This window comes from Paenibacillus sp. FSL L8-0644 (assembly GCF_038008165.1).
GTDB lineage: Bacteria > Bacillota > Bacilli > Paenibacillales > Paenibacillaceae > Paenibacillus > Paenibacillus polymyxa_D.
On sequence record NZ_JBBOYN010000001.1, the window covers coordinates 3,428,943 to 3,454,153 of the forward strand.

Genomic DNA, 25,211 nt, shown 5'->3' on the forward strand with positions numbered 1-25,211 from the left:
CTAGCGGCTATGAATCTCCCACCGAATCGGTTCCATTCCATGCTCCTGCAAAAATGCATTGGTACGCGAAAAAGGTTTGCTGCCAAAAAAACCTCTGTGAGCCGCCAATGGACTCGGATGAACGGATTTCAGCACCAAATGCTTGCTGGTATTCACGAAGCTTGCTTTTTTCTGAGCATGGCTCCCCCACAAAATAAACACTGCTGGCTGCTCGCGCTCATTAATCGCTTCAATGACAGCATCCGTGAAACGTTCCCAACCTATTCCCTGGTGAGATTGCGGTTGTCCTTCACGAACGGTTAACACGTTGTTCAGCAGCAGCACACCTTGCTCAGCCCAAGGAACGAGGTATCCCTGATTCGGAATGGGAGTACCGATATCATCGCGAAGCTCCTTGTATATATTTAATAGAGACGGTGGCGTTCGCACACCAGGTCTAACAGAAAAGCTTAAACCGTGAGCTTGTCCCTCTCCATGATATGGATCCTGTCCCAATATAACCGCTTTGGTCAGATGAAATGGCGTTAATTTGAGTGCGGAAAACAAGTCTTCTTTTGGAGGATATACCTTATGTAACTTGTACTCTCGGGCTAACGTATACCTTAAATCATTAAAGTATGGCTTTTCGACCTCTTCTCGTAGTACATCATCCCAGTCATTCCCAAACATACTCCTGTCTCCTCTCAATATGTAAATCAGTGAAAACGGTAAGCTTTTTGATCCAAAAAAATAAGCTGAACTCCTCATCCGGAGCCAGCTTATTTATTCGTTACCTGTGTTATATGCCGAAGGACCAGGAAAATATCCTTACGGTAATCAGCTACCGCAGGTCTAAATTCGATTTCCTTATTATAACATTAACGATAATGATGTCAAGTAACTGAAAGCTTAATTCCCTCAGAAGAAAAGCTCTTTATTGCTGTATTTATTACGAGTTTGTATGAGTATTCAAGTATTCCAATGCATTATATAACATAACAGCAGCTTCGGCACGTGTAATCTCGCTTTTTGGATAAAACTTTTCATTTGCATCCAAGGTATTGACCTTGTAGACTAGCGAGCGTTGAATGCTACCTTGGTAAGAAGGCTCCAGTTCGCTGTCATCCGCAATATTCGCAGGTGCGATTTTAATCATCGGAAGAGCGCCTGCTTTTTCCATGCCCTGAATCAGCATATGGGTGAACTGTTCCTTAGTCAGAGCTTTGGCAGGATCAATATCTTTTGGAATAACCACACCATTATAATGAGCGTTGATAAAAGCTTCAGCGTACCATGCAGTATCCTTAACATGGGTAAACAGTCTACTGACCTGTGGCTCCTTGTTCAAATCAATGGCGGCCAAACTGAGCTGGAGTCCGCCGGAGATCAACTGAATGCCTTGGGCAGCGGTCACTTTAGATGACGGGAGAAACTGCGTGTCAGAGGCACCTTTGAGTAGACCCTGATCTTTAAGGGATATAATTTTTTCTTTACCGCTTACGTTATTCAAATCCTTAAATTGGCGGTCTGCCGCAGACATTTGACCTCCAACGGAAAAGGACAAAATGGCTACAGTTGTAATGGCTGCAAATGCACCTTTTCTCATACTCATGTTAAGTTCCACCTTGTAGTTGAATTAGGCCGCTTGGCCATTAACAACTTCATTGACGTAGTACAAGCTGGAAAGGTTGCAGGCAGACGCTGTTGCTTCTTATGCTACATGCCTTCCTTAATATAATACCTTCTCCAGACTGCGTGCCAACTCATCATCGGGAAGGGGCTTGCGATGCGTATTCTCTAGGTAGATATATTTCTCTGTTTCTGGCATTAAATATTGTTTGGACCACAGGAACATATCCGGACTGTCTCCCTGAAGACGAAGAAATCTCCGTACAGTGTCCGCATGTGAAATAGTATTATCCAGATTGGTTAACCAATCTGCCCGGTAGAAATGCTCCCATCTTCCAGTTCCTGCGAGCGATAAAGCTTCTTTACCCATCCGGTAGCTCCAAACGGCATGAGAAGCTTGTATAAATGCTCGTGGATAATCTTTTTCAAGGAACAGCCCATAAGCGCTACATAAGCTTGCCAGTCCACGTGAGCCACTCAGATGCAGTTCAATCTGCACAAGCAGTTGATTATACAGCCTTCGACATTCATCTTCTGACAACTGCTTCATGATTCGTAGACACCGCTCTCGCAGTTCAACCCAGTCCGGGATTACCGACTCGGCTTTTTCCTTGAACCAGCGAACCTGTTCAGGAAAAGGCCTTTCTCCAGTAGCCCAGTACAGCCGTTCATCACTGCCTTCTTTGCCTTGTAGCCAATACCCCATAATTTGCCGAGCTGGATGGTGATAGAATTCCTCCCCTGCTCGATCATCCTTATGCGGGCCATAAACGATAGTGCAACGGGAATAATCCCGGTATAATTGGGAAATCTCTTGAAGCTGACTACTGTACAGCCGTCCGATAAAATCAGTAAGCTGCTCTTCAGCATCCACTTCACCCTTCATCCATAAATTTGCTACTAAATCCAGCGTATATACATGCGGCAAAATATTACCTGAATTGACCAGCAGGTACTCGTCCGCCCCTGAAGTAAACGCTGTTGTTAATTCCTCTACAATTAAGCTGGCTGAGGAGGGAAGTTGGGTAAGATGGTTCGACGCTTGCAAATCGTGGAAGGTCACATGGTAATATACTCCATTCTTGTCCCCATCCTGCGTCTCAGGCAATGCTGGTACACGATAATTAAGATTCCCATGGCGCCGAGATACCATTTTACCGTAACCATTGTCCGCCCATACTTTAATCACCCCTTCGGGTACTTCCATATGCCCCTGCTTGTATAACTCGGCAATCTCACCATACATCGCCATACAGCACACAGGATGCTCCACAAATTCACAGATCATATTGTACTGCTTGCGAACCACATACGAGATTAATTGTCCGCGTTTGTCCGGCGTATTAAAGGAAGGATCATCTTCCCAAAAAGGCTTGTCACCCTGCCCGCGAAAAGATAATACCCATACAATCTTTTCTTCCTTTTGCCGTTCAATCGCTTCCTGCCACAGCTGTTCAAACAACTCGGGATGCTCTCTGTAGCTAGCTTGTTTACCCGGAAAGGCGCGCAAAAACATCTCCGCCCCCAACGGTTCAGCATGATGATGTGTGATCCATAAACCCATGTCTGCTGCAAGCTTATGATGGATACCTGTGCGTGGTAAATCGGTTCCGGGAATCACCATATTTCCACCACAGCGCAGTAACGCTTCAAAAACGGGCTTCCACACCTCCTCCGTCGGTGGGTAATCATCCTTCCAGCCAATCAAGCATACCTCATCATTGACAAACCATCCCCGATACCGGACCTTGGACGGTATACTGTCAACATTCTGACTCGGTATTACTATGATATCCCGCTTAGGCGGTAGAATCTCCGCCCAGAACCAGAACGGCTCCACACCCAGAGCGAAACGGCTGTAATGAAGCAGTCCATAAATAATTCCCAATTCATCACGGCCAATAATATGGAGTACCGTTCCCTTGCTACCAGCAACAAAACGCAGACAATAGCCCTCTGGCCAATGCGGACAGCTATCTCCTTCCTGCGCATAACGGATAATGATCGAGGGCTCTACTTCTGTTTGCAATGGCTCGCGGCCAAACACTTGCTTATGATCTCGAGCAATCATGTTCCAAGCGGAGGCAATGGGCACACTTTCATCAGTTTGAAGATTGTATCCGCTTTCAGATGAAATAGTCAGAGGTTCACAGGCTTTCATTTATTGTCATCTCCTATTTTTTTCAACTATGAGGATTCTTCTTGTCTTTATTTTATAGGTTGTCAACATACATATAAAGCTGTACCAACGTAAATATAGCTTTTTTTCGGTAAATCATTTGAGAGTTGAAGCTTCATTTGAGAAAGAAAAAAGTAAGGAACAGGAGAGAAATAAGAAAGACTTGACTGCTACACTAAAAATGTTCCAAAAAACAGACTGCTCTTAAAGATTCAAGCGCAGCAAAAAGGAGACTTGATATGAAATTGAAAAAACGATTTGCCTCTTTGTTCCTGTTGGCATTGATGGCATTTATCCCGGTCCAGGCATATGCTTCTGGGTCCGTTCCAACCACTCCCTCTGGAATCCCGATTTCCGAAATCGAAAACAGAACAGATCAAATTATGAAAAAATATATAGGAACAGCGATTCCTGGTGCTGCGGTTTCCATAGTAAAGGACGGAAAAATTGTTTTTTCAAAAGGTTACGGATACGCAAACATCGAGAAACAAACACCCATGAGTACGGAAACAACCTATATGGAGGCCGGTTCCGTATCGAAATTGTTCACCTGGACGGCAGTAATGCAACTGGTTGAGCAAGGAAAGCTGGATTTGAATACGGACATCCGCACATACTTGCCTGACGGCTTTCTCAAGCCTTCTTTTGATAAGCCTATTACCCTGAAATCACTGATGAGCCACACGGCAGGTTTTGAGGAGCGCCTGGAAAAACTTTTGGTTCATGATCCTGCTGATCTTAGGCCTCTCAAGGAGCATGTCGCACCCGGAAACCAGCCTCAACAGATTTATGAGCCTGGAACAGTGATTGCTTATTCCAACTATGGGACCAACCTGGCCGGTTATATTATAGAACGTGTATCCGGAATGCCTTTTGAAACCTATATTCAGAAACATATATTTGAGCCTCTAGACATGAAACATTCTTACTTTACACAACGGTATGATCTTATTCCAGAGGTTATCGAACATAAAGCAACAGGCTACTCCAAGAAGGATGGAAACTGGGTGGCAAAGCCGAATGTTTTCTTTAATGATGTGCCGGCTGGTGCGTTAAACATTACTTCGGAGGACATGGCTCATTTTATGCTTGCTCATATGAACATGGACCATTCCTTAAAATATTCGCTGTTCAACATGAAGGAAACCTTGCGAGAAATGCACGAGGCTTCGTATACCCACTATCCCGAGCTTCCGGGGAATGCCCACGGCTTTTGGGAACGGTTTGCGGGAGATTATCGTGTTATCGAGCACGGTGGAAATACAGATTCATTCTCCTCTCTGGTCTCTATCGTGCCAGATCAAAACTTTGGGATCAGTATTCTGACTAATGCGGAAAATGAAATGTCCGGGGCGAGAAGCGAACTCATTGACCTGTTTGTCGGGGGTTCCCACGCTACTCCGCAAGCGGACAGCACGTTGAAGCATAGCGCGGATGTGGAGGGAAAATACCGTTCTGCTCGCGCAGTATCATCTGGTATATTGAAGCTTATACCCGTATTATCCAATGCGGAAGAAGTGGTCACAGCCAACGGAAATGGTGGAATCACTCTGAGTATTCCATCCATGAATATTAATGTTGATTATGTAGAAACCAAACCCTATTTTTTTGAACGCGTGACTCCCGGGAGCACTCCTTATGATCACGCGGGCCTAAACATCAGCCGTCTTTTTTTCTTAACCAATGCCGATGGTAAAGTGACGCAGTTGTCATATGGAGTGATCGATGACCAATTGCCGATATCCTTCCTGCAAACATCCATCTTCAGTTATATTCTGGTCGGGGGATGCAGTATTTGGTTTGCGCTTGGGTCTATTTTCGGTATTATTGGATGGCTGCGGAAGCTCAAGGACGCAAGAAAGCAGAAGAGTGCTTCACGGCTTCCCTTGCCTGACAGTGTAACCGTAATACCCTTGCTGGGTCTGCTTGTGATCGTCAATCTCATTGCTTCAAGCATACAATTGATAGGCGACCCCTATCAGCCTATGTCCAATTTCAATTTCAATATTATCCTTTTCTGGGTACTTGGGCTTGCCTTTGTACCGGCTGCCTATCTTGCTGTAAGAAAATGTAACGTTTCGGAGGCTACATTGTTAAGAAAGGTATACACCGCGACGCTGATTCTTTCGTTTTTAGCTATTTCGTTTTTCTTGTATTCCTATAATTTCTATTTTTTTGCATAGATCTACTTAATTTTATCCTTTTTATAGCATAGATAGCCTCCACGATATATTTCGAGTCGAAACATAGAAAAGGCCGTCAATAGACGGTCTTTTTTGTATTCTCTTCTCTATGAACACTCTTATTCAAATTTCATAAACTACTAGTGTAGCAAATATGTCTACAGAAAGAGGGTTAATTCAAATGAAACCAAAGAAAAGTGGAAAAGGCGTAGCCCCTGTCATATCCTCCCGCACTTTCTCAATCTCGGGAAATTCAAGAACTGTTTCCAGAGATTTAGTGTTCCGTGTTACAGCAGAGGATACCTTTGCCACAATTCTTTTAGATGATGTATCGATATCCTTATTAAGAACATAAATTACTTCGTATTGTAGGCATTTAGTCGTAAGCTCTCGCAAGAGCAACTTGATGGCGCGAATTGATACACCGTAAGCTTGCCAAAACAAAAACGCCTCCCCGTATGTTAACGGTGAGGCAGAAGGATTAATTCCTTACTGCTCTTTTTGCCTTCTACTAAATACAAATTCGTTATCCGCCGACCACTAGGTTAGCGGGTAAAAGGATACACTGTATACATTCTTAATGACTCTCAGGTTCTGAATAAGCTTGGACTACTTTTTTATGAGTAGTACCTTAGGTTTAAACTGTTCCATCCGTTCCCGCTCCTCACTATGAATTAACAGAACATGGTTATGAAGAAAAATTCGTGATAATATCTATGTCATAGTAAGTAGATATGAATTAATTGTTTGGAGGGATAATTTTGACTAAAATTCACCAAAAGTTGACTGAATTAATTGGAAATACTCCTTTGCTAGCACTGTTGAACTACAGCCAAATCCAAAATATTGAGGCAAACGTGGTAGCTAAGTTGGAATATTTCAATCCGGCTGGTAGCGTTAAGGACCGCATTGGATATGCTATGATTAAAGACGCTGAGGAGAAAGGCTTAATCAATAAAGACTCCGTTATTATCGAACCAACAAGTGGAAATACTGGAATCGGACTTGCATTTGCAGCTGCGGCTCTTGGATATAAACTTATAATTACACTTCCTGAAACGTTTAGTATCGAACGTCGCAAGCTTTTGACTGCGTTCGGTGCTGAGCTTGTGTTAACACCGGGATCCGAGGGGATGAAAGGCGCTATCAAGCGTGCTGAACTATTGGCTGCCGAAACACCAAACTCTTTCATACCACAGCAGTTTAGCAATCCTGCCAATCCAGAAATCCACCGCAAAACTACAGCTGTAGAAATCTGGCATGATACGGATGGCGGTGTAGATATTTTTATTGCGGGCGTAGGTACAGGTGGGACTATTTCGGGCGTTGGCCAGGGATTGAAGGAACGAAAACCTTCTGTAAAAGTGATAGCCGTCGAACCGTTCGATTCACCAGTGCTGTCTGGGGGTACTCCAGGTTCACATCAACTACAAGGACTCGGTGCTGGTTTCATTCCAAATAACTTTAATGAAGAATATGTGGATGAGGTTTTCAAAGTTAAAAACGAAGATGCATTTGAAACTGCACGCCTGCTTGCCAAAACAGAAGGGCTGCTTGTTGGTATTTCTTCTGGGGCTGCGGTTTATGCAGCAACACAAATTGCGAAGCTTCCAGAAAACAAAGGCAAGACGATCGTGGTCATATTACCTGATACAGGTGAGCGTTATTTGTCCACTCCGCTTTTCTCAGACGTAGAATAATAACAAAAGAGACAGGAATCCCGCTGCCTCTTTTGTTAATTTTCCAAGTACACAAGCAAGAGCGCATAGAATTGTTTCATTAACCTGAATTGATTTCTTTCTTCGCTAGCGGTCCATTTTTTGCACAACAAATGGACCGTTAGCGAAGAAAAAGTTACCTTGGCCCAGCCCGATGTTGTTGTAGCTCATCAGGCTTTTTCTGTAAAAGTGAGCTTCTCCGTAGTAGTTTTGTACCACTCTGTAAGCCTCTTTCTTTAACTTGATGCGGGTGTAGCGCATCGTCATCAGGAAGTCTTCGATTGCGATATGAGGATTGATCTGCTCAGCTAAAACACTAGCATCAAATGCTCCTAGAAAGACTTCGGCTGAATTGTCGTAGATAAGGCAGCTGAGACATTTCTTGTTTGTTGAATAACATCAGTAGAATATTTACTACCCTTAGATTTTTGCTAAATACTTGCTGAAAATGATATCCTCCAAATTGATCCAACTAAAATCATCCTCGCCACGAAACAGTTTCACTTCCCTGCGAGCAGTATTTATAGACGTGATTACACCTGTGAGTTCTTCGTCATCGAACGGGCTAAAAACCACTAGTGTTATAGGTTGACGTGTGTTGTAGGACTCTATAAGCGCTTGCTCGATCAACTGGACTTCCTGATCGTCGAGTTCCGGCTTGCCTCTCCGCTGACGGTCTTTCATGAGTTTTAAGTATGCTTCCTTGTGTTCTGGTATGATAATCCTGCTGCTTTCCCATAAGCTGTTACCTTCTAATTTTTTCGACATGTATGTAGCCTCCTGATGTATTATGTAGAAATTATATTCCGAACATACGTTCTAGACAAGGCTTTTTGTATACCGAATCCAAAACTTTTGTCCTAGAAAAATATTCCTAGGTCTGATAGACTAGACGAAAATACAAAATCAGAGGGATAAAATGAAAATTTTGGAGCATTAAAATTGGCTAACCACCGCATATTCACCTGGTTAGATCAACTTTTGAATAATGATTAAGTTTCTTTCCCTCAAATTCATCTCCTATATTGTCCCATACGATTGTATCGACATTATTCCATGCATCTTTCGAATTGTCATACCGCTAGTCTCCATAAAGTAAGTTTTAGACGGACTTTGAAATTGGAACAGTGACAACCAGTACGAGAAGATAATGTCCTAGACTGTCGCTGTTCCATTGAACTAACGTATCCCGTTAGCGGAATAACATATACGAAATTCTGATATTTTTGTACAATAGTCTTAATGTTTGATTTTCCTTGAAGTCTTTTTTAAATAGAAATTGTAGTCTGGTGCAATGTGTAGGTTAGTAATATTACGTTGTCTATACCTACTATGTATTTCTAAAAATCCATATATCTCTTCTTATTCTCTATATCGAATTTGCGTCTAACCTATTTTACGATTTTGGCGGTAAACCATCTGTTGGCGGGAGTGGTAAAGAAGTCGATAGTAGAGCTTGACCGACCGAATATAAAATACGCCGTCGTTATGCCCCTCGTGCATCTTATCTATTTTGAGGTCGTTTTATTCTGAATGCGGACATATGTGTCTTGATTGCATGAAACGACGGTTAATCACAGCAGAAACCGACATCCGCCCTCAAATAAAGGACGCGATGTCGGCTTTAAACTTAACGGCCAAACTCCTTATTGATTATTTTATTGTGAGCAGGCTCCACTTCCGGAGCTACCGAATTGATGCACGTTACCAAAATATGCTGCCCGCCTAGAGATCCGAAGGCTCTCGATTCAAATCCGAAAGTACCGCCAGCATGCCCCCAGTATGATTGCCCGTCAGCTGTTTTTATTTCATAAATCCCTAGTCCAACTTTACCTATAGGTGAATCTACTGTCGTGAGCATCTGGTCCATTATCTCTTGATTTAGAAGCTTTCCGCCCAACAGCGCACTGAAGAAGGTGGTCAAATCTTTGGTTGTTGAGACTATGTCTCCGGCTGCATTTGCCCATGATTGATTCATCTCTGTTAAATCATACAAATGACCCGATCTGTCCATATTATATCCTGTGGCATGCTTACCTGGAATATCGTGACTATTTTCCATTACAAATGTCCCTGTCATCCCGAGCGGTTCGATCAACCGTTTCCTGATCTGCTCCGCATACGTCTCTCCTGTTACCTTCTGAATAATTTGACCGGCTAGTATAGTATTCATGTTCGAATAGTTCCAGCCCTTCCCTGGCGCATATACAGGCGGCTTTGCTAGTCCCATGCTGATAAGCTCGTCGGACGAATAGTAACGGAATGGATTTTGAGGCAAGGTAATATCTCGAAAATCAAGATCAGTATAGCTCGCAAGCCCGCTTGTATGGTTCAATAACTGACGAATCGTAATTTTGTTGCCGTCATACCCATTACCCTTTATGACCCCCGGCAGCCATTTTTCGACCGAATCATCCAGGTTCAATTTTTTCTCCTGAGCCAACTGCAATACAACGGTAGCAGTGAATGTCTTCGTGATGCTTCCAATACGGAATGAAAAATCCGGTTCCACCGGGCGTGGTACTTCGAAACTGGCTGTACCCGTAGCGTAGGACCAGCGTTCCCCATCCTGTAGCCCGCCTGCCACGACACTTGGAACTCTTTTGTTGGTAACTACTTGATCCATGACGCGTTTGACTTCTTCCCGATGCTTTCTTTTCTTTTCTTTCTCGTTGAGTTCTTTTTTGGGTTTTTTTGCGAATTCCGACGATAAAATATTGTCGGTATTGGCAGCTTTATTGATAGCTTGATAAGTTGCCGTCTGACCCTCTGCGTGGACAGTTCCATAGGCCACTGTACCCGCCAATATAGCTATTAAAGTAAGTGCAACTCCTTTTCGAATGGTGAATGATTTCATAACGCATCGCTCCTATTATTTTGAATGTTGTTCTGCTTTACCCCCTCACCTTACCTCTGATATTGTTAAATCGAACAGTGATAAAACCGTCTAGCTTTTGATGACATCGTACTTGGACTTGTCACATATACCGCATGACAAACTATCAACTGTCTTATATGACGTGCTTGCTAAGCTACGTTCTAACCGCCGTTACCCCACCCTCTTTCGCTTGACGGATCGGGAAGTTATATTGCATGATAGGTCTGAATCATTCGGAATTTGATTTGCAAAAAAATATAAGAAGGTGTGCGTAATTCGTGTTCTCGATAATGAAAAAAAGGGTCTGGTATGATTGGATACTTGTGGCCATACGAACGCTTTGGCTGGTCATTATCGCAAGCGCTGGTTTTGTCGATCCGTCATTAACCGTTGTGTCGCTTTGGGTTGTACTTTCTCTCGCTTTCGTCGTTTATCTCGTTCCATTAATCATCCTCTATAGGAAAGAAGACTGGTATCTCACAATCGAAGTCACGGTAACGGGCTTTTTTTATCTTTATTTAGCTTACGCAGCCCCGGGATTGCTTTGGTCTTTTGTTTTACTCGTGATTACTATCGGCTTGACGAGCAGTCGAAGAAACTATGTGTGGACAGGTATCCTTAGCGGAATCGTATTCCCGGTATTGAACGGTTGGATTGCTGATCGTCTCCCGTATGAGTTTATCGTTAGCTGCAGCCTTGGTTTTGCCATCGGCTTCGCGTTTAATATTTTAATTCAGTCCCATAAGCAAGCCCGAATTATTCAAGAGCAAAAGCTGTTGCTGGAGCAGCATATTAAGCGGATTGAGGAACTTACGCTGATGGAGGAGCGCAGCCGGCTGTCACATGAGCTGAATGACACGATTGGCCATACGCTTACCTCGCTCATCGTCGGCGTCGAATCACTGCGATCGTCCGTACCAGATGCGCAAATAGAGAGGATCAATTCGCTTGTCGGAATCGCCCAACACAGTCTGGTTGATATCCGAAAGCATCTGCATCAGCTCTCTCATACTCCGTTGAACCATTCGTTAAGTGAATCGCTGCGGCAATTAACTGAAGATTTTATGAAGTCAACAGGTATAACGGTCAAATTCCGTGTGATCGGCAGTGAGACTCTTGTTATGCAAAAAATAAACAATTGTTTATATCGTTGCCTTCAAGAGTCTCTAACCAACGTAGTTCGGCACGGCAAGGCGAGCATGATATCCGTTCAGTTACATTTCAATAGTCAGCAGCTTCGATTACAGATCGAAGATAACGGCATCGGAATGGAAGAAATCCAATTTGGATCTGGGCTCAATGGAATGAAGGAACGACTTGAACTATTTCACGGCACGGTGTCCGTGCATTCCGAGTCAGGACAAGGAACTTTCGTCATATGTGATATTCCGTTGCAGACAGAGCCTGTACATGATGCAATCCGCCTGCTGATCGTTGATGACCAGGTGATCATTACCGACAGCTTGAAGCAAATTTTGGATCAGCATGCTGATTTTAACGTCGTTGGTACAGCCAGGGACGGGCGCGAAGCATTAGAACATTGTGATCGCTCCCAACCAGATATCGTGCTAATGGATATTCGTATGCAAGGAATGGGCGGGATTGAAGCTTTAGTTGAGATGAAACAACGATGGCCTGATATGAAGGTTGTATTCATGACAACGTTTAAGGATTCCTCGCAGGCAGCAACTGCATTGGAGCGCGGGGCAGAAGGCTACATGCTGAAGTCGATTCATCCGCGGGAGATGAAGGAAGCCTTGAAACTTATTTATAATGGAGGAACCTGGATTGACCAATCGGTCGCTACGCGAGTCTTCGAAGAGATGAAGCGTCAACGTGAGCAGTTGGAGAAAATCGGTTCAAGTCAGGGAAACTACCCGTACGGGCTTACGAAACGCGAGATGGAGATTCTGGAGCAACTGTCGAGCGGTCTGCGCTACAAATCGATTGCCGCCAAGCTATTTTTATCGGAGGGAACGATCCGCAATTACTGCTCGATTCTCTACTCGAAACTCGGCGTCAACAACCGTGAAGAAGCATTAGAAATGGCGCGAATGAAGAATATCGTGTAGCTGGAGAACTTCCCGATGGTACTCACGATATAGGGGTCACGTGCTGTTCTTTCACAAAATGGGCCAGGTTCAACCAGTAGTGGTCGGTTGTTTCCATGCCAACGATGACGTCCTGGAACCCTTGCTCCGTAGCAATCTTTCTGAACCAGCTAACGAACAATTCAAAGCCTTCACGGTCGTTCTCAAACGTAATAGCCTTCCCGAACTCGACTCCGCGGTAGTCTTGTGCCCGGGCGACATGTTTGAATTTAGCGATGTCTACACCGATAATTAAGGTAGAAGAAGTGATTTGATTAATACGTTCATTTTGAGTAGAATTCATCTTGTAGTCTCCTTGGTTTGTTTTTGGATCCAGTCGCTGGCCAGCATCGTGGACCCATTTACATCATACCAAGGAGTCTTTTTCATTCTGAAACCTCTTATTTCAACTTACGCTTATATAAAAACTAAACCTACTTCATTATCAATATAGGGGACAAACTTGATAAATAGTGATTACTTTCTCCGTTGCAACGGCATTTTAAATTGACTGATTATTTATGTATTAGAAAGGTCTGATTTGCAGCGTCCCAATACGATCCGTAGCCGGAAAACCTTCAGTCACTGGGAGCCGGATACGGTCATTTCCAGCCGAGGAAAGAGTAAGCTTGAGTCGACACATCGTGGAGGCAAAAACACGTTTTTACCAAGTGATTATATGACGATCGCACGGCATTATCGATGAAAGCGCGACCGTGGGCGAGGGAAAGAATTCGCCTGTCACAGAGAGTTGGAACGACTGTACGGCGTGGGTGTCTATTTCGCCGACCCGTACTCATCCTGGCAACGAGACTCCAACGAGAATGCCAAGTCTTGAGCGTGAATTTATCTCAAAGGGGCATAACTTCGCTCTGGTGACAGATGCTGATCTGGAGCAGGCTCTCGCCCTGATTAACAACCGGCCCCGAAAAACTTAAGATGGAAGTCCTCTCACGAATCGTTACAGGAGGAACTGTTGTACTTGTCTTGACAATCCGTCTATTAAAAAAGGTGAAAGAAAACCATCATTTCACTGGTATTCTTTCACCTTTTACGGTTTAAGGCTTTTTCAGTAGCTTATATAATGACTCTACTTATTCAAACTGTAAATTTCCATCAGTTATTATAAATCCAAATGTTTTATTTAAGGCTTGTAACTCACTCCCATGAACTTCCGTTATTTTGATTATCTTATTGTTATCATCTCTAATCACTTTGAAATCGGATTTCCTTTAGCATCATAGTAAAAGTTATTTGATCTACCTTCATTTTTTATATCCTTATCAACAAACAATCTGACTTGCTTGTCATTGAAGAGAAATCTGTCCTCTTTCTTATCATAAGTTAGACCATAGGCAATGTAATCCTTTAAAGAATCGTAATTAAAATCGGCACCTTCACCAGCTTCTTGTACTGAGGTAGATGAACTGAGGCTTGTATCGTGATGATTTTCGATGGCTTGGATTTCAGGTGTACTCGGCGGAATGGGGAGCGCGATGAAGTCCAGCGGCAAGCCGATGAGCAAGACCAGGTATCCATACTCGGTTCAACTAACCCGATCAGGTCCATGAGCGTTCTCCCTCTTGTGCTGCAAAGTCCCGCCAGCCGAGACAAGCTTGTTTTGCGGCAAAATCAAATAAAAAAGTGCAAGAACCGCCAGTAAAGCAGCGCTGATGCTAATGGCAGCGGCATTCGTATACTGGCTGGCTATCCCTCCCCCGATGACCGGGCCAATCATAATACCGAGCCCTTCAATCCCGGAGAGTACTCCCCACCCAGTCCCCTTCTGATCCTCCGGAACAAGGTACGACAGCACCGCATTCCAGGCCGGAAGCACGGCTGAGTAAGACAATCCCAGCATAAAGGCAAACAGCATCGTTAATGCAGGCGGCGGCATGGATACGACTAACAGAGCCAATACGACCGTAAGCGATACGAAACCGGCGAACAGCATTTGCTTGTGCCCCCATCGATCGGCCAGCTTTCCCATCGGGACAAGAAACAGCATCGCGCCGGCCTCGCCTAATATGAGCATTAGCGAATATTGCGGCTGGCTCAGACCGAGATGGTCAGCGGCAAAACCGGGCAGTATCGGCAGCAGCAGTCCCGCGGCGGTCATCTGCAGGACCATGCCTGGCAGCAGCCATTTCAGCTGAACGAGCCTTCTTCGCAGTCCTGCCGCTTGTTCGGCAAAGCTGACATTCTGGAGATGCAAGGGGGTTGTTCTGTTAATCCCGAACGATGCGATGCAGCCGACGGCGAGCAGCGCAACCATCAGCCGGAAGGCAGGTTCGAAGCCATAATCGAAGGTGAGATTGATTGTGACCGGCCCCAGACCGATGCAGGCCAGCCACACGGTGTATATCGCTCCCATCTGGGCCGCCCGCTCCGTAAGTCGGACTTTCTCCAGACAAATGAGCCATATAGGCGACGCCCCCATCCCAAGCATCACGGAACCGGCAACAAGCCCCCAGGCATACGGACTAAAGAACACGGCGGCTAGTCCGGACAGCATCAGGACGAAAGTGGCGGGCAGCAGCCAGCGCAGCGAAAACCTGTCCAGCAAATATCCAGCCACACATTTAATCAGCGTATCGGCTGTATAATGAAGCGAGACGGCAAGACCGACCAAAGCAACGGTTTGCCCCGACTCGTTGACGGCAAAGTTCGGCAGGAACGAGAACAAGAAAGCGCTTCGGACAAACTCTGTGCAAAAAAGCACCGTGAACAGCGTCAGAGTAGAAAGCTTGAACGCGCTCCTCCCGCTCATCATATTCCACTCCTTCTTAAGGGACTTGCCTCAGGAAACAAATGCCGGACAATATGGTCCGCAGCCGCTTTCTGCCTTGCTGCGAGCAGCCCGTTCATCATCGACTGCTTGATCTGCTCAGAGGAGATCATCGCTTGTATCTGCAACACCAGATCATGAATCGTAAAGGCCACGACTGCCGCTCCTTTGCGCTGCAAATACAGGGCATTTTCCTTCTCCTGCCCCAGAAACGGATTTAGGATGAAAATTGGAACCCCGGCCTGAATCGTCTCGGATAGTGTAACGCCTCCCGCTTTCGTGACTACGCAGCAGGCGCTGCTCATCAGAACATGCAATTGATCGGTGAAGCCGAATACATCCACTCTTGCATCATCCGCCCAGCTCTCCGCAAGCCTCCGTCTCCATCCTTCCTGCCGGCCGCAAATCACTCGAATGCGGACGCCTGACAAGAGCAGCAGCTTCCCGATGAGCCTCGATAGCGAATGCAATGTGCCGCAGACGTTAGCCATAAGCAGAATCACATGCTCATCTGCTTCTTTAACGGAGCCGGGACCACTCATTGCCGCATCATGAAATGACTCTCTGACCGGAATTCCGGTCACGGTAATACGACTCTCGGGGACGCCCTGCCTGACCATGGCCTCTTTCACGTCGCTGGCAGGGACAAAATAATGATCCGGCTTGGCGAACAGCCATCTTCGGTGAACGTCAAAGTCCGTTATGACAACAGCAGTCCGGGGACGGATCGCAGATAATGCCACGCTGCTTGGCAAGCTGCCGAACGGGAATGTATAAATGATGACTTCCGGCTGGTACTGGAGGATGATTTTCTTGAGCCTGTCGCCGCCAAGACTGTTCATCCAGGCTGCGATCTTTCCCTTCATGGGAAGCTGGTTGGTCAGATGGTAGGTCCATCCGTAATAGGGAATGCCCAGGCTGGCTGCATACAGGCTTTGCCGGTACAGATAGCGGATTATTTTGTTCAGCACAGGATAGGCTTCCCGGAACAAGTCGACAACCGCCACCTGGCAATAACCATTGCGGATCAAGCTTTGCTGCAACACCTTGGACACCTGATGATGACCTTCTCCGTAATCGGCCGTTAAAATTAAAATTTGCGGTTCCTGTCCCACTATTGTCACCTCATTTCCTTTGTCAAGCCATTTCATCCAGACGAACGAATTGCAAGTTGCGTCCCTGTAATTGATGCAGTACTTCCTCCAGAGCCCGAAGCATAAAATATGGCGCGTGACGGTCCGCTCCCGGCGAATCTCCGCTGTCATGCAGCAAAATAACAGATCCGTCCGTAATTCCGTTCAGCAGCGTTGCCTTCAGTTTCTTGCGGCAGCTTCTGCTGCGCCAGTCCCCCGCCTTCAAGGACCAGAGTACAATGCGGTACGATTTGGGATGAAAGAAATCGAAAGCGTTCATGAGCCCCCACGGCGGACGATAGTGATCCGGCCTTTTTCCAATTATGGATTCAATAATATCTGCGGTCCGTTTCATATGATCACGCCGCACCGTCCAGGGAAGCATCAGCCAATTGGAGATGTGATTGTAATTGTGGATTCCAATCTGATGACCTTCACGATCCATTCTTCTGATCAGATCCGGGTGCAGCTCCGCCTGCGAGCCAAGCACGAAGAATGTGGCCTTCACTTGATAATCCTGCAATAAATCCAATAATTCCGGTGTATACCTCGGATGCGGCCCATCGTCGAACGTGAACGCTACCTGGTTCTTGGTCGTTCCCTTACGAAAGGCTCCAAATTTGATCATTCTTGGCAGAAAACTAGGAATTATCATATACAGACTGATGAAGCCTATGAGCCCAATCAACAAATATTTAACAAGCAACGTCTTTATCCTCCTTAGTGAAAATTAAGCTTAAGCATACTGCTGCAAGGAGCAAACCCATTTTTCTTCCTGTGTATCGCTCTGCATGCTCAGAATTTGCATGACCGCATGTCTGGCGGAATCCTGCTGTCTGCACAGCCCTGCCTTCTCCCTCATTTCTTCCAATAGGGAAGGCTGTTGAACCAGCCGCTGAAGCTGATCCTGCAAATTGTCAATCTGACATAGATACGCTACTCCCGCTTGAATCAAATAACCGGCATTATCCTTTTCCTGCCCCAGCCGTGGCTCCAGCAGCAGCATGGGAAGCTGGAGCGCCAGCGCTTCGGAGGTCGTCAGTCCGCCCGGCTTGGTAATCAATACGTCTGCGGACGCCATCCATTCATGGATTCCCTCCAGGAAGCCTGTCAGTATGACGTTATCCCTGTCTCCCAACGCTTCACGCAGGCGGTACAGCAGCTTCACATTGCGTCCGCATACGATGACAAATTGCACGTTAGGGGGAAAAGAGTCAGATTGCATTTGCTCGATGAAGGATTTATCGATAATCCCGCAGCCGCCACCCATCACCAGCACGACAAAGGTGTCAAGAGCCAAGGCCAGCTTCTCGCGCAGCCGGTCTTTATTGTCATGCTGACTGTAGGATGGGCGAACAGGGATGCCCGTTACAGCGATTTTGTGGTCAGCAACGCCTTTTCTCTGCAGAGCTGCACGCACGCCTTCGGAGCCAACCAGATACAGATCCGTAGACGGATGTATCCAATAGCTGTGATCGGAATGGTCGGTAATGACCGTTGCCGCAGGCAGATCCGTCATCCCTTTTTCCTTAAGCAAGGAAATGGCGGCTGATGCCAACGGGAACGTGCTGACAATCAACGTCGGCTGTTCCTCATTCAGAAGTTTGAGCAGCCGCTGCAGGCTGGTCGTGAGAAAATGCTTCAGGAAGAAAGTAAGTGTACTGTCCGTCCGGGTCTTCTGATACATATATCCGTATGAGGAAGGAAAATGCTTCACCCATTGCAGGAAGCAATACCGTTCAACCACATGCATGCGGGGATGGATCCATTGCATGAAGTCGATCACCTCTACTCCCTGTTTGTACAGCACCGATGCCTCTAAAATCGCCTTGGCCGCCTGCATATGTCCATCCCCGAGCGCGCCGGACAGAATCAGCAGCTTTTCCCGTTTCATGCTATTCATCAACAATCGCCTCCCTCGTGAAATTTAACTATGCATGAACAAAACAACCAGCACCGCCGTTAGGAATCCGACCATCCCACCAGCCACACAATCGATCGGATAGTGATAGCCCCAATAAACCCGGGATATGGCCACCAACAAGGCCAGACCAATCAAGACAAGCATAATTGCCGGTGATGAGGCCAACATAAAAGGTGTAACCAGGGCGAAAATAGCGGTAGTATGGCCGGATGGGAAGGAATAATCCTTCAACGGGAATTTGCCTACCTTCACCTGCTCCAGCTTGCGGAAAGGCCGGTCTCTGCGCACCTTTCTCTTGATCAGGACAGCAATGATATGGCTAACGGCCAGTGCGATCAAGCTTTGCAGCCCGATTCTGCTGAACTCCCCCTCGGCGAACCATGCCAAGGACACGGCGCAAATGATGGTAAACAAAGCTCCGCCCAAATGGGTAATCCATCCGAACAATCGGTCCATTGCCCTACTGCTCAGCCGCTGGTTGCACCAGAAGAACATCGTTTGATCAATTCGCCTTATCCACTGCATCCTGTTTTCCGCCTCCATTCCCTGTTTTTTCGATCGGTTGATGTTCATCCCTTATCTTCCTCCGCTCGCACAGCTTCCGTATCAAGAACCATATTGCCGCAATCGCAACACCAATGCCCACCAGCGTAATCGTGAGAACTTGGTTCACCATATTCTCTGCCGCACGGCCATATATATAGAAGAGAAAACCGACTACATAAAACTTCACCGCCCGGCCAATGGCCGCATAGCTGAGCAGCTTCCACAATGGATAATTCATGCATCCAGATAAAATCGTAAATATTTTAAATGGGATCGGAGTGAACGATCCGATCAGGATTGCAGCCTCGCCGCGGCGGGCAAATAAGTCGCTTGCCGAATCCAGCCATTTTTTCTTCATTACACCACCCATAACATGCTTTCCCGACACCTTGCCGATCCCATAACCGATCGGTGTCCCAAGCAGACTTCCTGCAAAGCCAACCGTAGCGAGCCATAAAGCCGACTCCGGTTGCACCGCGCTTAAAGAAAGCTGCAGGAAGAACGCCGGGATGGGGAAAATAATCGCATCGAGCATAGCGTGAATGAAAAGTCCCGTCGCTCCAAAGTTCTGTAAAAATTCCATAATTTTATCCATGAATGCCTATCCCGCCTTTGTTACAGAGCATGATGAAAAATAGGTTGCCTCCGGGCGGTATGGGTTTCCAATCGCTGTGTTTCCAACTCCATACCGCCCTCCAGGAACTTACTCACCACGCTCTTAGTTTCTTTTTTTTAATTAATTGGAGCTTGATTTGGGTAGACATAACTCCTTTGAAACGGACCGTCACTTCACCGTCATAAATCGGTTCCTCAGCGAGCTGCGGGAGTGAATCAGCATCATCGGTATCAATTTTCCGGTCTTGCGGCCAATCCGCTTCTTGCCTTCAGGGTGCATGACGGATAACAATAATCGGAGATAAGCCGTTGTAATGCGTTGGAACAGATCGGATTTCATCGGTTGTTGTTCGAAACCAAGACCATGTATCAAACCACGATGAAGCAGCGTAACGCCGACTAACGCCTTCACCTCTCTGAACTCCGGCTGACTTGCGAATGCCTCGCTGATCTGCTGCATGGATTTCCGTGTAAGCCGGGCCGTCATGAGCGCTGCGCGGTCTGAGTCTTCGGATTTGATCAGCGTCAGAATCGTTTCATTATTGAGATGGAGTTCCCCGACCAGATCGCCTTTATTGATGATCGTGGAGTCCGCACAGACGATACTCTCCCCTCGGTGTTTCTTAATCATGACTTTGCAAATTCCAAAGTGCGATGTATGCGAGCCGCGAAAGCGTGAAATCCAATCGAACCCTCTTTCCCACACCATCCAGGCCGCCTGCATTGAAGATTTGCGTAAACGAAGCAACATTGATCCAATCATCCCTCATTCTTATTTTAATCGACAAATTTTATTGAAATTGTCCAACTGAAATAATATTCCTATGTGAATTCCTTATTTTTGTTACTTTTATGATAGAGGATTTAACCAAAAAAGCATCCGGGCTGAGGTACTGGATGGTGGCCCGTCTTGAGGGGGGCCTTCACTCAATTTGATGCACATCGCTGATCGCTCAAGTTTAATCTGATATATAAGTGCGACCAAAAATAATTTCGTTACATGCTAGTTGAGATTCATTTGCACTCCTAACAATCCAATCAGGTAATACTGATAAGATGGCTTCTCCTTCTGAAAAGTCCGGATGACCCGAATCACATCGGTACGATGCTGATCGGAAACCTTCAATTAAAGCAGTGTGCAGCGCGTGCCGGGAAAATGACGGAAAGTCCCCTCATAGACATCTTCTTCAACAAACCCTGCAACCTAAGGATTCGTCGCCCTCTTACGGCCGAAGCTAAACAATTCATTCAGTTCTGCGTACCACCTGTAAGAAATGTACAGCTGAATAAGAACGTGAGTTCAAATCCCTGAAGTAGCGAATCGTTAAAGAGCAGCGTTAGGAATCCGTCTCCAATATAGCTATTATAGTAAGTGCAACTCCTTTTCGAATGGTGAATGATTTCATAACGCAATCGCTCCTATTATTTTAGAATCTTGTTCTGCTTTACCCCCTCATCTTACCTCCGATACTGTTAAATCGAACAGTGATAAAACCGCCAAGCTTTTGATGACATTGACTTGGACCTGTCACATATACCGCATGACAAACTGTCAACTGTCTTATATGACGTGCTTGCTAAACTACGTTCTAACCGCAGTTACCCCACCCTCTGTCGCTTGACGGATCGGGAAGTTATATTGCATGATAGTCTGAATCATTCGGAAATTGAGATGAAGGAAGCCTTGAAACTTATTTATAATGGAGGAATCTGGATCGACCAATCGGTCGCTACGCGAGTTTTCGAAGAGATGAAGCGTCAACGTGAGCAGTTGGAGAAAATCGGTTCAAGTCAGGGAAACTACCCGTACGGGCTTACGAAACGCGTGATGGAGTTCTGGAGCATCTGTTGAGCGGACTGCGCTACAAATCGATCGCCGCCAAGCTATTTTTATCGGAGGGAACGATCCGCAATTACTGCTCGATTCTCTACTCAAAACTCGGCGTCAACAACCGCGAAGAAGCAATAGAAATGGCGCGAATGAAGAATATCGTGTAGCTGGAGAATTTCCCGATGGTACTCACGATATAGGGGGCACCTCACGAAACGGAAAAAATCGTATGCTAAGCAATGCGTTGCAGAAAAAACCGGACCCTTACAGGGGAATCCGGTTCTCGTCATAGCAGCAAGTGAAGTTGAACTATCGTGTCCCGTTACTTTAACGATGTAATCGAACTGAAGCTAAATGCATTAGATCCAAATATCATTGACTGCTGTTAATTCTGACTCAGTCTCGCCAGTGTTTACTACGCCCCTGGGCTCTACTAACATGATATGATACTCCTGGTTAGCGAAAGTTTTGTGTTCGACACCCTTGGTACAATAAACATCTCTTCTTGGGAAATCTTTACTTGGCCATCGCGGAAATCAATGAACATCTCCCCTTCGAGCACGATAAACACCTCGTCGGTATCTTGATGAGGAGACCAATGTATTGATCTTAGATAATTTCTCATTCAGACTATTACTTTATTTTTCAGTCTAGAACTTTAGACACCTACAATAAAGACCGCAAAGGCTTAAGCCCTTACGGTCTAATTTACTTCTGGCATCCTGAGTCCAATTTCACTTTTCTTGTTTCGTTTCGTCCCCGTCCATAGTCGTTGGTGACAAAATCCAGTATTCGGTTGACAGCACCAAAAATGGCCAGGCGGACATTACAGATACCAAGAATGAAGCATCTAACGATTATGTAGATATGCCGCAATGGTATATGGAGGAACTGGTCGCTCATGCTAAAGGCATGAGTAAACTAAGGTTTGAGGCAAAGGCAAATGGGACATGGAAAAGCGGGGATCGTAACTTTGTTTTTCATTCAGGTACAGGGAAACCCTATTACCATACAACGCCGTCCCAGCAGTGGAAAAACTGGTGTGAGCGGCACGGCTTCCGTAATGTATCACTTCATGATCTCCACCATACAAATGCAACGTATTTGCTTGGCCAGGGAGCATCTATCAAGGAGATTCAACATCCATTGCGACATTCCACATCTCAGGTGTCTTCAGATACCTATGCTCACGTCACCAAGAAGCTTAGTCGTAAAGCAACAGCACACCTCGATGTCTTCGATCCAAAAGTTCGTCCCCAACTCGTCCCCAGGAGCGAAAAAGGCGCTCGCCCCTTGTGATCCTGTGATATGGAAGCCAAGATTTCAATCACTAAAAAATAAAAAACCCCTTGATAATCAAGGGATTCAAAAGAAAAACAATAGTGCCGAGGACCGGGATCGAACCGGTACGGTAGTCACCTACCGCAGGATTTTAAGTCCTGTGCGTCTGCCAATTCCGCCACCCCGGCATAATCTTAGGAACGCTACTCTTTACACTTACTTGTCTTACAAGTATCTGAGAAACACAGAAGTGTTCTCGTTATGTAAATGTCGTTCAATTGGGCACCAACATATAATACGATAATTTTATCGGATTGTAAAGTGTTTTTTTTAAAAAAATAATAAAATTTTCTTTTTGTATAACTTATGCACATTTGAATTACACTAATAAACGTCTTTCCAAACTACCAGAAGGGGTGTTACGAATGCGTGAAGGTATGATTCCAGCTGTTCTTGGAACGGTAGTATCGGCTTCAGGCGCTGTGTTGCTGAGCAGTAAGTATAAACTTGCAGCTACAGGCATTCTCGGTTTCGGACTGGCTCATGTTGTTCTGGGAGCGATTGATCTGATTGAGCATCGCTAGTTGTTTGGGAAGTGCCGGGCGGGATTTACTCCCCCCGGTTTTATTTTTATCAACGTTTAGTCTGGAGTACAAACGTTTATGTAAAGTATAGAAGCTGAATGTACCTAATAAAAGGAGCTGTGATGTGCTATGAGAGATAATAACTCTGAAAAGAATCGTACTGACGATCAAATTGAACATAAACAATCCCTGGACAAGCGCGAGCCAGGATTTAATCGCATTCCTGACACTGATGCAGATACACCTGCTGCTACCGATATGATTGATGAAGCCATAGGTCGCGGGATAGACAAGTTACGTAACGATTTCACAAAATAAAGCATGGGTAATAGGACATAGGTTTAAAGTAGCCCTTAATGCATTTGTTTTGATATGTACAGCGATTTCGTAAAATCACTTAAAGATCAGCATGATCCAGCCAATGATCGAGATCCACAGCACGATGCTGATTAAGAGTCCACACATGATACCAAAAGAGAAATTACCTTCATTCTTTGGCATGGTACTGCCAAATTTCAATTTAAGCTTCATTTGATTCCAGTTCATAGAACCCCCTCCTTAAGTTCTATTTCGGAATATGAAGCTTGTTTTTGTAGACCTATAGTCATGTTTTTAAAAATAAAAAAGGGTTTTTCGTCCTATCACCCTGATCGCGGAAACAGGATTACAGCTATACCGACCAAACAAATCAATCCACCAATGAAATCGTACAAGTCGGGTGTCTTTTTATCAATCCACCAGCCCCATGCAATGGAAAGAACAATAAAGACACCACCGTATGCTGCATATACACGCCCAAAGGAGGAAAATACCTGAAAGGTAGCAATAATTCCATACACAGCTAAAATTACTCCGCCGCAAAGTCCGACATACCATGTCTTCCCTTCCCGCAGCCACTGCCAAATCAAATATCCTCCTCCAATTTCAGCGATGCCAGCCAATATAAAAAGTAAAGCTGCCTTTAGCACCATTTCACATCCCTAATTCTTAAAATTCTTTTTGTTTTTTTTGGATATCTCATTAGAGCACTCGACCTAAAATGATAATTAATGCAATCACACCAACCAGAATCAGCAGGTTGCTGACCTGACGCCATAAGCTAGGCACTCCCTCGGAGTGGAGCTTCCGCTGATTGGCATCAAAGTTCGCTTTTGCTCCTTCAGCATCTGCCGATCTAGAGAATGGTCTGTTTTCTTCATTCATAAGAGTACCTCCTTTTCAATCCACTTTAATCATACCAAACTTTTCCGTCGATTTCGCGTTGCTTTTATGTATATACTTACCACATATTTCTGATTGCATCTTCATATATGTGAAGTGTACCCCCTTATGTCAATATTTCGCTGAATATAAAGTCTGATGTCGAATCAAGGTAGAGTGGGTATTTAGACGTCTTTCATTGCAGGACGGTAGTTATGGTATAATTTAGTCAACTTGTTCAAGATCGTAACCAGTGCTCAATTGTTTACTCAACTTGCAATTAAATTCACATCCAAGAATCCACATTCCGTTTACAACCTGCATATTCTGTTTGTAAACCCAGGAGGAGGATACCGATGTCCCCAATCTTTTTAGCAAGTTTAATGATAATGGGTATATTTTTATTTCAGGCAGCCATCGTTTTCGGCATCATACATTGGATTTCGAAACGCACTCAACGTCCAGCACAAACCAAAATGTATCTCACTATGAGTTTGCTCGTTGTAATTTTAGGCTTCCTTGTATGGGACAACTGGATACACTCACAGGAATTCAATGGATGGGCCATGATTAGTCTGCTGGTGATTATTATTAGTGCCTATATACAGCTTAGAAAGCAAAAAGAAAAATACTAATCCATTACCATGCATCAA

25 protein-coding genes, 1 tRNA gene and 4 pseudogenes are annotated in these 25,211 nt (G+C 45.3%); 9 read left to right on the forward strand and 21 right to left on the reverse strand.

Translation table 11 applies throughout. The features are described 5' to 3' along the window. From NSS94_RS15505 to NSS94_RS15515, 3 genes are all read right to left on the reverse strand, one after another. Positions 1-669, reverse strand: a complete 669-nt coding sequence (locus tag NSS94_RS15505) for a uracil-DNA glycosylase (RefSeq protein ID WP_029517689.1) — start codon at positions 667-669, stop codon at positions 1-3. A 259-nt stretch (positions 670-928) separates the two neighbouring features. Further along, entirely contained in the window at positions 929-1,591 is a 663-nt protein-coding gene (locus NSS94_RS15510) for an S-layer homology domain-containing protein (RefSeq protein ID WP_341039612.1), read from the reverse strand. A 117-nt stretch (positions 1,592-1,708) separates the two neighbouring features. Then, the gene (locus tag NSS94_RS15515; protein ID WP_341039613.1) at positions 1,709-3,769 is read right to left on the reverse strand and encodes a glycosyl hydrolase 115 family protein; all 2,061 of its coding nucleotides are present in this window, start codon (positions 3,767-3,769) and stop codon (positions 1,709-1,711) included. A 257-nt stretch (positions 3,770-4,026) separates the two neighbouring features. Between NSS94_RS15515 and NSS94_RS15520 the strand changes: the two genes are divergently transcribed. Further along, positions 4,027-5,970 carry a serine hydrolase domain-containing protein gene (locus tag NSS94_RS15520; RefSeq protein ID WP_341039614.1) on the forward strand — a complete coding sequence of 648 codons (1,944 nt, stop codon included), beginning with the start codon at positions 4,027-4,029 and terminating at the stop codon, positions 5,968-5,970. 177 nt (positions 5,971-6,147) lie between these two features. Here NSS94_RS15520 and NSS94_RS15525 read toward each other — a convergent pair whose 3' ends face one another. Then, entirely contained in the window at positions 6,148-6,414 is a 267-nt protein-coding gene (locus NSS94_RS15525) for a hypothetical protein (protein WP_340932611.1), read from the reverse strand. Between the two features lie 317 nt (positions 6,415-6,731). On the opposite strand from NSS94_RS15525, the gene cysK reads away from it, so the two are divergent. After that, the gene (cysK, locus tag NSS94_RS15530) at positions 6,732-7,670 is read left to right on the forward strand and encodes a cysteine synthase A (protein ID WP_029517693.1); all 939 of its coding nucleotides are present in this window, start codon (positions 6,732-6,734) and stop codon (positions 7,668-7,670) included. Positions 7,671-7,775: 105 nt separating this feature from the next. Here cysK and NSS94_RS15535 read toward each other — a convergent pair whose 3' ends face one another. From NSS94_RS15535 to NSS94_RS15545, 3 genes are all read right to left on the reverse strand, one after another. Continuing rightward, entirely contained in the window at positions 7,776-7,955 is a 180-nt protein-coding gene (locus tag NSS94_RS15535) for a hypothetical protein (protein WP_341039615.1), read from the reverse strand. A gap of 153 nt (positions 7,956-8,108) precedes the next feature. Beyond that, complete coding sequence (locus tag NSS94_RS15540) at positions 8,109-8,456, reverse strand: YolD-like family protein (protein WP_341039616.1); 348 nt, start codon at positions 8,454-8,456, stop codon at positions 8,109-8,111. 862 nt (positions 8,457-9,318) lie between these two features. Further along, positions 9,319-10,545: a serine hydrolase domain-containing protein gene (locus tag NSS94_RS15545; protein ID WP_341039617.1), complete on the reverse strand. Its 1,227-nt coding sequence runs from the start codon at positions 10,543-10,545 to the stop codon at positions 9,319-9,321. Between the two features lie 299 nt (positions 10,546-10,844). Here NSS94_RS15545 and NSS94_RS15550 point away from each other — a divergent pair, with 299 nt between their 5' ends. Then, on the forward strand, positions 10,845-12,638 hold the full coding sequence (locus NSS94_RS15550) for a response regulator (RefSeq protein WP_241081055.1): 1,794 nt from the start codon (positions 10,845-10,847) through the stop codon (positions 12,636-12,638). Between the two features lie 37 nt (positions 12,639-12,675). On the opposite strand, the pseudogene NSS94_RS15555 reads toward NSS94_RS15550, so the two are convergent. Continuing rightward, positions 12,676-12,960, reverse strand: a pseudogene (locus NSS94_RS15555) (IS110 family transposase); the annotation flags it as partial. Positions 12,961-13,176: 216 nt separating this feature from the next. On the opposite strand from NSS94_RS15555, the pseudogene NSS94_RS26260 reads away from it, so the two are divergent. Next, positions 13,177-13,647, forward strand: a pseudogene (locus NSS94_RS26260) (IS30 family transposase); the annotation flags it as partial. Between the two features lie 219 nt (positions 13,648-13,866). On the opposite strand, the gene NSS94_RS15565 reads toward NSS94_RS26260, so the two are convergent. The 8 genes from NSS94_RS15565 to NSS94_RS15600 form a co-directional block, all read right to left on the reverse strand. Continuing rightward, complete coding sequence (locus tag NSS94_RS15565; RefSeq protein WP_029517699.1) at positions 13,867-14,181, reverse strand: hypothetical protein; 315 nt, start codon at positions 14,179-14,181, stop codon at positions 13,867-13,869. Positions 14,182-14,202: 21 nt separating this feature from the next. Then, a complete protein-coding gene (locus NSS94_RS15570; protein WP_341039619.1) occupies positions 14,203-15,426 on the reverse strand; it encodes an MFS transporter in 1,224 nt (407 codons plus the stop codon). Beyond that, entirely contained in the window at positions 15,426-16,559 is a 1,134-nt protein-coding gene (locus NSS94_RS15575; RefSeq protein WP_445671541.1) for an MGDG synthase family glycosyltransferase, read from the reverse strand. Before NSS94_RS15575 ends, NSS94_RS15570 begins: the two co-directional genes overlap by 1 nt. Positions 16,560-16,581: 22 nt before the next feature. Next, entirely contained in the window at positions 16,582-17,283 is a 702-nt protein-coding gene (locus NSS94_RS15580) for a polysaccharide deacetylase family protein (protein ID WP_029517702.1), read from the reverse strand. Between the two features lie 30 nt (positions 17,284-17,313). Then, positions 17,314-18,480, reverse strand: a complete 1,167-nt coding sequence (locus tag NSS94_RS15585) for an MGDG synthase family glycosyltransferase (protein WP_341039621.1) — start codon at positions 18,478-18,480, stop codon at positions 17,314-17,316. 24 nt (positions 18,481-18,504) lie between these two features. Further along, positions 18,505-19,026 carry a phosphatase PAP2 family protein gene (locus NSS94_RS15590; RefSeq protein ID WP_039272208.1) on the reverse strand — a complete coding sequence of 174 codons (522 nt, stop codon included), beginning with the start codon at positions 19,024-19,026 and terminating at the stop codon, positions 18,505-18,507. Further along, positions 19,004-19,630, reverse strand: a complete 627-nt coding sequence (locus NSS94_RS15595) for a YqaA family protein (protein ID WP_049816997.1) — start codon at positions 19,628-19,630, stop codon at positions 19,004-19,006. The genes NSS94_RS15590 and NSS94_RS15595 overlap by 23 nt, the downstream gene beginning before the upstream one ends. A 201-nt stretch (positions 19,631-19,831) precedes the next feature. Beyond that, positions 19,832-20,413, reverse strand: coding sequence for a YkoP family protein (locus NSS94_RS15600; protein ID WP_341040415.1), 582 nt, complete (start codon positions 20,411-20,413; stop codon positions 19,832-19,834). A gap of 918 nt (positions 20,414-21,331) precedes the next feature. On the opposite strand from NSS94_RS15600, the pseudogene NSS94_RS15605 reads away from it, so the two are divergent. Beyond that, a pseudogene (locus tag NSS94_RS15605) lies at positions 21,332-21,660 on the forward strand (response regulator transcription factor); the annotation flags it as partial. A 192-nt stretch (positions 21,661-21,852) separates the two neighbouring features. On the opposite strand, the pseudogene NSS94_RS15610 reads toward NSS94_RS15605, so the two are convergent. Then, positions 21,853-22,118, reverse strand: a pseudogene (locus tag NSS94_RS15610) (cupin domain-containing protein). A 287-nt stretch (positions 22,119-22,405) separates the two neighbouring features. Here NSS94_RS15610 and NSS94_RS15615 point away from each other — a divergent pair. Next, entirely contained in the window at positions 22,406-22,792 is a 387-nt protein-coding gene (locus NSS94_RS15615) for a tyrosine-type recombinase/integrase (protein WP_341039622.1), read from the forward strand. A gap of 84 nt (positions 22,793-22,876) precedes the next feature. Here NSS94_RS15615 and NSS94_RS15620 read toward each other — a convergent pair. Further along, a tRNA-Leu gene (locus tag NSS94_RS15620) sits at positions 22,877-22,962 on the reverse strand. Positions 22,963-23,199: 237 nt separating this feature from the next. Here NSS94_RS15620 and NSS94_RS15625 point away from each other — a divergent pair. Continuing rightward, on the forward strand, positions 23,200-23,358 hold the full coding sequence (locus NSS94_RS15625) for a hypothetical protein (RefSeq protein WP_013311032.1): 159 nt from the start codon (positions 23,200-23,202) through the stop codon (positions 23,356-23,358). A gap of 129 nt (positions 23,359-23,487) precedes the next feature. Continuing rightward, positions 23,488-23,676 (forward strand): hypothetical protein, encoded by a 189-nt coding sequence (locus NSS94_RS15630; RefSeq protein WP_023989396.1) that lies wholly within the window; start codon positions 23,488-23,490, stop codon positions 23,674-23,676. Positions 23,677-23,751: 75 nt separating this feature from the next. Here the strand turns inward: NSS94_RS15630 and NSS94_RS15635 are convergent, their stop codons facing one another. From NSS94_RS15635 to NSS94_RS15645, 3 genes are all read right to left on the reverse strand, one after another. Then, on the reverse strand, positions 23,752-23,904 hold the full coding sequence (locus tag NSS94_RS15635; RefSeq protein WP_322251737.1) for a hypothetical protein: 153 nt from the start codon (positions 23,902-23,904) through the stop codon (positions 23,752-23,754). Positions 23,905-23,999: 95 nt separating this feature from the next. After that, positions 24,000-24,326 (reverse strand): YnfA family protein, encoded by a 327-nt coding sequence (locus NSS94_RS15640; RefSeq protein WP_023989398.1) that lies wholly within the window; start codon positions 24,324-24,326, stop codon positions 24,000-24,002. Between the two features lie 52 nt (positions 24,327-24,378). Beyond that, complete coding sequence (locus NSS94_RS15645) at positions 24,379-24,561, reverse strand: hypothetical protein (RefSeq protein ID WP_029517708.1); 183 nt, start codon at positions 24,559-24,561, stop codon at positions 24,379-24,381. 353 nt (positions 24,562-24,914) lie between these two features. Here NSS94_RS15645 and NSS94_RS15650 point away from each other — a divergent pair, with 353 nt between their 5' ends. Continuing rightward, a complete protein-coding gene (locus NSS94_RS15650; protein ID WP_029517709.1) occupies positions 24,915-25,193 on the forward strand; it encodes a hypothetical protein in 279 nt (92 codons plus the stop codon). Positions 25,194-25,211 lie beyond the last annotated feature (18 nt).